The sequence below is a fragment of the Vreelandella indica genome, from assembly GCF_037070225.1.
In the GTDB taxonomy this organism is placed as follows: Bacteria; Pseudomonadota; Gammaproteobacteria; order Pseudomonadales; family Halomonadaceae; genus Vreelandella; species Vreelandella arctica.
Genome location: NZ_JBANSO010000053.1, coordinates 1 through 6,753 on the forward strand (window position 1 = coordinate 1; position 6,753 = coordinate 6,753).

Annotated in this window: 4 protein-coding genes; all 4 read right to left on the reverse strand. The window is 51.5% G+C overall.

The window, feature by feature from the left end; genetic code table 11:
• Positions 1-247: 247 nt before the first annotated feature.
• The 4 genes from V8L71_RS20075 to V8L71_RS20090 all read right to left on the reverse strand — a co-directional run bounded on the left by V8L71_RS20075 (position 248) and on the right by V8L71_RS20090 (position 6,645).
• Entirely contained in the window at positions 248-1,072 is an 825-nt protein-coding gene (locus tag V8L71_RS20075; protein WP_336275259.1) for a DUF3037 domain-containing protein, read from the reverse strand.
• Positions 1,069-1,815 (reverse strand): HipA family kinase, encoded by a 747-nt coding sequence (locus tag V8L71_RS20080; protein WP_336275260.1) that lies wholly within the window; start codon positions 1,813-1,815, stop codon positions 1,069-1,071. Before V8L71_RS20080 ends, V8L71_RS20075 begins: the two co-directional genes overlap by 4 nt.
• A gap of 1 nt (position 1,816) precedes the next feature.
• Positions 1,817-5,290 (reverse strand): class I SAM-dependent DNA methyltransferase, encoded by a 3,474-nt coding sequence (locus V8L71_RS20085; RefSeq protein ID WP_336275261.1) that lies wholly within the window; start codon positions 5,288-5,290, stop codon positions 1,817-1,819.
• Between the two features lie 128 nt (positions 5,291-5,418).
• A complete protein-coding gene (locus V8L71_RS20090; RefSeq protein ID WP_336275262.1) occupies positions 5,419-6,645 on the reverse strand; it encodes a methyl-accepting chemotaxis protein in 1,227 nt (408 codons plus the stop codon).
• Positions 6,646-6,753 lie beyond the last annotated feature (108 nt).

A 6,753-nucleotide genomic window follows, 5' to 3' on the forward strand; every position in this document is an offset into this window, starting at 1 on the left:
CTTCCAAGCCCAGGCCGAGTGTTAGAATCTGGGTGCCGTCCATGTCATACCTCCTGCCGCTGTGGAGGTCATATTCTGGCCCAGCTCAGGGGGCGAATTCCACACCCAACGTCGAAGAGCCAAAATATATTGGCTATCTAAACGGGATACTTTTTTTAGAGTCCATAAGTATCGGCTGCGGAGCACGTAGCCGAAAAACTTTAGTTCGCGCTGCATACGCAGCAATATCGTTAAGATGCCTGTCGTTCTATACAACAGGCTCTGCAATTGCCTTGAGAATACTATATTGCCCCAGTTGCTCTGGAAGTACTCTCGCCGAAAAATCGCTCTCTATTTCTTGGCAGATTTCATTGTAAGCACGTAGTTTAGGGCCTTTTTGTACGTTAGGGGCTTGACTGATGAACACCATGTCATCTGGAGCAGTTTCAGAAATTTTGAGTCTACGTAAATGTGCCAACCATTTATCACCTTTCTCAATAATGCGGCTAGCGTCTTCTAAGTCGAAGCTGATGGGTTTGATGGCTTGGCGTATACGTACGCCTTCTCGCCAGACAAATGGCAACTTTACGCGAACAATATCATTACCTAGCGTTTGCTCTGTGTATCTGCGATTCAGTGATCTAAGCCAATGCGTAACGTTTTTAGTGAGCTGTTCTTCTGGTGTAGCTATGTGTTTGAAATCATGATGAACATAGCGATTGAACAGCTCGTCAAGGGCAGCCACTGGGTCTTTTGCAGCGAGTGTGCCTGGATTGCTGAAGCGGAACATCGCTTCGCGCGGTTCTACCAAGTCATTGAAAATGCGTAATTGCACATCCAATTGACCTTTGTGGTGGTTAGCTAAATCAACCGTACGCTTAAGCTCTGTTACGAAATTCTGGCGCGCTTGAGTAAACATTTTTACTGGCAATTTATCGAAGAAATGCGTAATACGTTTTCGTGAAACAGTTTCGACACGCTGAAGAAATTCGCCATTATTGCAGAGCATGATGATCCCCAGGTTCGCGAACTCACCTGTATCGAGATAGGGCTGAAAGCGCAGTACCGCGTAATTACAAATAATTGCGCTCATATCAAGCTCCAGAAGGAAGAATCGCGTAAACGCACTAACAAATTAAAGCGCTCTGCTAATGTGGGTTGTATCTCGGTGGTCTCGTCATCGGTATCTCGGTAGAGCCACTCTAAAGGTATTAAATCAGTGATCATATCCCAATCATTCAGTGCAGCGTCAAGCACCGCTTCGTGGCGTGCGCGTATTTCAAGGTCTGAGAAACGTCCACGTTGATGGCTAAATACATGATTTTCAAAGTCACCTGTATGGTTTATGGGGTCAAAAGCTAAATTATGATCAATGACCACCAAACCACTTACAGCGCTCCACAGTAGGTTTACATTGCCTCCCTGGCTACTTAAGCATCGATCTTCATTGTTAATCCAAATATCAAACAGTAAGAGACGCTGCTGAGTACCTTCGTCGACCTCTCCCATTAGCGAGAAGAGTAGGTCTTGGCTGTGGGGAGCTACCTTAGACGCAAAGGCCATTCCTCCCTCTAGGTCCCCGGCACGTGGTTCTGTCGAAAAAGCCAACATGCCCGTTGGAAAACGCATTAAGGCGTACTCAGCAACAGGCAATTCACAGCGTCGCGCTAATTCTGAACAAATGAGTTCAGATACCAGTGACTGCTGGCCAACGCCATTGACGCCTTTAACCACATATTGATCATTATTTGTATCACGTATTATAAATGGCTTTGTGCGCCCCTGTGTCGATTGGCGCAGAATTTCCTTAGCCTCTACTATATAAGGTCTTTTCATATCACCTCACCAATCGCCATTGCTCGCCTTCTTGCTGGGCTTGGCCGAGGGCGGCGAGGGCGGAGAGTACCTCGTTTACGCCTTTTACCGGTTTGCGTTTGAACTGGGCAGCCAGGCTTTCGGCGCTGTGTGGGCTGGCGGCGAGCATATCGCGTAGCTGGGTGACTTGGCTGGCCAAGTCTTTGGGCCATGCTGCTTTGGTTTTTTCGGTGGCGGGTGCGTCGCTGACCGTCGCTTCGCTTCTCATCTCGGTTTGGGTAGGCGCGGCTTCTTCCGGTGCTTGGTACTCCGGGCGTAGCCAGCGTACGTTGCCTTGGGCTTCTTCGGCGGCGCGCTGCTTATTAAGCGCTACCAAGCGCATTAGCAGCTCTTCTTCGGCTTCTGCCTGGGCGGCGGGTTTATCCGGCAGTGGCGTGGTGGCGCCGGGTAGGCCGACTAGCGCTTTTGCCAAGTCATCCCAACCGTAGGCGTTAAAAACTGCTTTGTCTAAAGCATCGTGGTCGGCCATCAGCGTGCTGACTAGCCCTTGCTGATTGATGGTTTGCTCTTTAGCGTTGAGTTCTTCGCCTGCGCGCAGTTTTTCCATCACGTTGTACATGCCGGTTAGCGTGAGCGTTGGGTGATCTGCCTGCTGACGCTTGCGATGGGCGTCGATCTGCTTGGCCAGCTGGCCGATCTTTGTCGCCTGCTCGCCGGTAAGTTCAGGGAAGGGGAAGGTCTCGAAACAACGGGTTTTTACATAAACTGAATCATTACCAACACCCAAACGGCTACCAGCAGTTAATGACCAAAGTACATGCAAACGGCTAGATAATAGCCCAAACTCTTCACCCTTTTGCAGTGCAATATTGATCAGCTTGTTATCAGGTAAAATGTCGGCATCCAAAAATGTAAACAGGCGATGTTTTGCTGTTTCTACCGTTGCTATATAGCGAGGCAAACCTGCAGAATAATCGCGCCATTCAGGTCTTGGTCGTCCATGAAGCCACCACTTTTCACGAATGCTCTTATCTTTATTTTGATCACGTTCCGGCTTAACTCGTTCTAATACCCATTGGTAAATCGATGGGTGAATTGATTTTGCCTCATCAATGGTTAATCCGAAGAGATCAATGACCTTTACGCCGCGGGGCGTTTGGGTCATATCTCTACCATTACGGTAGTCACGAATAACGGTTTCAAGCGCTGGATTGCTTTGAAGCCCAAGTTGATTAGCTTCTTCAGAGGTAACTATAAAACCAGAGCCAAATAGCATCACACCTCGGCTGCTTAAGTTTTGGTTGCCCTTTAATGGAGCCGCCCCGGCCACATCCGCTCCAATCGTTAAATCAGCAAACACCTTACCTTCACGGCGACTAAGTGCAACTGCGCGAGCTTCGCGGGCTTCATCGCTGCTTTCATTGGTGACTTGCTGCAAAAGCCCTGGTGCTTCGCCAGCGCGGCCCACGGTCATGGCGATGCGCACGGCGGCACCGTCGTTGCCATCTACCCAGGGGTGGTCGGGTATGGCAAAGGTGAGCGAGAGCGGCTTTTTGGCATCGCTTAAGTGCGGTTCTAATACGCGGCGGTTAAAGGTTTGGCGAAGGCTGTTGGTGGTAATAAAACCAAATTGCTGGGCGTTGCCAGTACGTACCGCTTCGGCGGCGATATGCCACCAGTACATCACGAAATCGGCGGATTCCGGCACGGTGCCTTTAAATACTTGGCGCACGGCATCCACATAGCCATCGCCGAGTGCGCGGCGCATGGTGGAAGCGCCAATAAACGGCGGGTTACCGATGATGTAATCTGCTTCCGGCCATTCTGTGCGCTTGGGGTTATGGTAGCGGTACACGCTTGTGCGGGCGGTTTCATCGGGGATCAGCTCGGCGGTAGCGGGGCTTTTCTTCATGCTGATACCGTCCCAAATGGTGACTTCCTGGCCATTGTCATCCAACAGCGGTTCGCGGCTGTCAAACTCGATCAACGCGTCGCGGTTTTCGATGTTGTGGAAGTCTTTCAGTATCGGCTCGGGCAGGTCGAGGCTGCCGTGAATACGGTAGTGCCACTGCAGGTAACCAATCCATAGCACGATTTCGGCAATGGCGGCGGCGCGGGGGTTAATTTCCATGCCGAGGAACTGCTGGGGCGAGACGGTTAGCCCTTCGGCGTCCAGGCTGTCTTGCCCGCCGCTCAGGTCGGAAATCAGGTTTAACACCTCGCCTTCCAGGCGCTTCATATGTTCCAGCGCGACATACAAGAAGTTGGCGCTGCCGCAGGCGGGGTCAAGCACGCGTATTTGGCATAGCTTGTGGTGAAAAGCGCGCAGGCTTTCCAGCGCTTTGTCGGTTTTGCCTTTTTGGTTGTGGGCTTCCGCAACCACTTGCGCAGTGGCCCATTCGCGGCGTAGCGGTTCAATCAGCGTAGGCATTACCAGCCGCTCTACATAGGCGCGGGGCGTGTAATGGGCGCCTAATTTGTGGCGTTCGCGGGGATCAAGAGCGCGCTCCAGCAGCCTGCCGAAAATCGCCGGTTCCACAAAGCGCCAGTCGGCTTTGGCCGCATCAATAAGCAGCTGAATCTGTTCTGCATTAAGCGGAATCGGGTCGATGCCTTTAAATAGGCCGCCATTAAAACGCATAATTTTGGCGGTGAGCACGCCGCTAAAGCCGCCGCTGTTCATGCTTTCCCACAGTGAGCCGATGGCGTCAGTAAAGTGTTCAGGGGTTGCTTTCATGCGCTCTAAAAACGTGGTGAAACTGCCTTTGGGCAGTAGCTCCACATCTTCACTAAACATGGTGAACAGGCAGCGTTTAAGAAAATGCGCCACGCGATCGACTTCATAGCCATCGGCCTCAAGCGTTTTCGCTAGGGTCGCCAGCTTGCCGCTGACCTCGCGAGTGACGCGGGCAGCGTATTGGCTCGGGTCTAGCGTATCGGGTGCTTCCCATAGCGCTTTAAGGCGTTGCTGAATGTCTGGCTGGCGTAAGTCTTCCAGCTTAATGCGGTAATTACGCGGATCTGGAAAGGGGACATAGGTGCCGCCGGAGCGCGAAAACTCAGAGTAGAGTGCCAGCGTGCGGCCAACATCCGTGACTAAAATAAACGCTGGGCGGCCTTCTTTAGCGGGCAGGGCGCGTACATATTGGTCGGCTTGGTTATAAGCCGCCTGCATGGCTTTGTCCCAGCCTTTGGTTTCTAGCCCTTTGCCGGTTTGCTTGGCTTCCAGCACAAAGGCGCTGCGCTTGTAGAGGTCGATAAAGCCGCGATTTTCGCTGCCATCAGGGTTTTGAATATCCACCCGGCGCTCAAAGGTGTAACCGTTTTCACTGTTGTCTTTGCTGGCAGGGTCGGGCGTGGGGAGTTCAAGCAGTGTGCACAGTTCTGAAAGGAAGAGCTGATAGTTGGCCTTTTCGGTGCCGGTGGTGCCTTTCCAGCGGTCGATAAAACTATCAACAGCGGCAGGCGTGGCAACCGCAACGGGCGAATCGAACATCAGTCAATATCCTTTCAGGCATGTTTATCTAAACTAGTTAAGCTGGGTTAGATAGTAGCATGCTTAAAAGCGATAAAAGGAGGGTGATGTGTAAAGGGTGCACTTCCTTGTGCATGAAATCGGTTTGGCTAAATATGCGTATCGGCGGCGAGTTGTTCGATAGAGGTGGCGACATTGCGGGCGTCGTGAAGAATTTTATTCACAATGGTATCAATCTCACTAACGCTGGACTGGCTGGCTTTGCCCTGTTGAATCACTTGCTGCATGGATTGGGTCGTACGTTCTACCAAGCTGCCGTTGTCTTTAAGTACCTGGGTTATTTGCGCTACCGCCTCGGTGGCGCCTTTGGCAAGGTGGCGCACCTCGTTGGCGACCACCGCAAAACCACGGCCCTGTTCGCCCGCGCGGGCGGCTTCTACAGCGGCGTTCAGCGAGAGAAGGTTAGTTTGGCTGGCAATTTTTGCGATTGATTCGGTGATTTTGTGAATACTTTGCGACTGCTTATGCAGTTCATCAATCAGTTCTTGCGCTTGGGCGAGCGTTTGCGCGGCCTGCGCAGCGCCTTTCACCATCTCATCTAAGTGGCCCAGGCTGTCTTTAGCGGTTTGCTCAATTTGCGATGTACTGCTTTGCGCTGAGCTTATCGTACCTGTGGTGGCGGTAGCTTTTTCCACCAGTGGCGTAATATTGCTGGCGAATTTAACAACGGCTATGACGTTACCGTCTGCATCTTCAACAGGGTTATACGTCGCTTCAAGCCATACGGTTTTGCCCTGTGCATCTACCCGTTCAAAGCGGCCATTTTTGAAGTCACCGTTGGCAAGATTCTGCCAAAAGTTGGGTTGCTGGCGATAAAAATCAGGTCGGCAAAACATAGAGTGATGTTTGCCGATCAATGCTTCCTTGCGATAACCCATTACTTTTTCAAAGTTTTGGTTTACATCCAGGATGTCGCCTTTTGGCGTAAATTTAATCACGGCCATAGAGCGGTGTAGGGCATGCAGCAGCGCATCTTGGTGGTTAGCTTCTTGGTGGCTTTTAGTAACTTCATTGGCTACTTTAAGAATTTGAGTTACTTTGCCCATGCGCGTGCATATTGGCAGGTAGGTTGCTTCAAGCCACACCTCTTCGCCATCTTCTCTAAAACGGCGAAAGCGCCCATGGTGGCTTTTGCCAGCGGCAAGCGACAGCCAAAACGTTTGATATTCAGGGCGTTGTGTTTCGGCGGCATCGCAGAAAATACGGTGATGTTGCCCTTTGATTTCCTGTAGCCGACACCCCATTACGTCTAAAAACGATTGGCTAGCGTGCTTGATAACCCATTGTGGCGTAAAGAAAATGCGGTTCTTCGTCACTTCACGTGGATTTGGCCTGATCGAATAGGCGGCCCACCGGGCTCCCAATCAGGTAGATCATGGCGATAAAGTTGGCCTCGTTCCGGTAGCCACGTGCCCGTGACCGAG

Bases quoted from the DNA above. Each gene is read 5' to 3' on its own strand.
- V8L71_RS20075 (WP_336275259.1), bottom strand. From the start codon at position 1,072: ATGAGCGCAATTATTTGTAATTACGCGGTACTGCGCTTTCAGCCCTAT.
- V8L71_RS20080 (WP_336275260.1), bottom strand. From the start codon at position 1,815: ATGAAAAGACCTTATATAGTAGAGGCTAAGGAAATTCTGCGCCAATCG.
- V8L71_RS20085 (WP_336275261.1), bottom strand. From the start codon at position 5,290: ATGTTCGATTCGCCCGTTGCGGTTGCCACGCCTGCCGCTGTTGATAGT.